General features: G+C 45.7%; 1 protein-coding gene. It reads right to left on the bottom strand.

The window, feature by feature from the left end:
* Positions 1-10 precede the first annotated feature (10 nt).
* On the bottom strand, positions 11-510 hold a 500-nt coding region (locus ACS8FD_RS24795), incomplete at its 5' end, for a GspE/PulE family protein (protein WP_439277798.1).

Here is a 510-nt window from a genome sequence, read left to right as displayed (position 1 = left end):
ATAGCTTCAATTATACAATGATAGCGTCCTCAGTTAGGGCGCTTTCTTTGGTGACGCGTAGTACTTCTTCTAATGTCGTCTGTCCCGCTATCACTTTATGCAAACCATCAGCACGAATCGATGGGGTCTTTTGACGAGCATAAGATTCAAGCTCATACTCCGCAGTATTACTATGAATCATACGTCTTAACGTATCATCAATTGGTACGACTTCATATATTGCTGTACGCCCTTTAAACCCAGACTGATTGCACTTATCACAGCCAACAGGCTTTGGTAGCTTGAGCGCTGTCGTCACTGAATCTTTAGAATCAGTTTCAATACCAATCTCAGAGAACAGCTTTGCTTGCTCACTATCTGCCGTTTGCCACGTATGACAATGGGCACAAAGGGTACGTACTAAGCGCTGCGCGACCACGCCAATAAGCGAAGACGATAATAAGAACGGCTCCACCCCCATATCTTGCAGGCGAGTCACCGCACCGATAGCGGTATTGGTATGCAATGTTG

It is taken from the genome of Psychrobacter sp. 1U2, from assembly GCF_051847575.1.
Note: the sequence above shows the minus strand (reverse complement) of the source record. Positions and strands in the feature narration are given on the sequence as shown.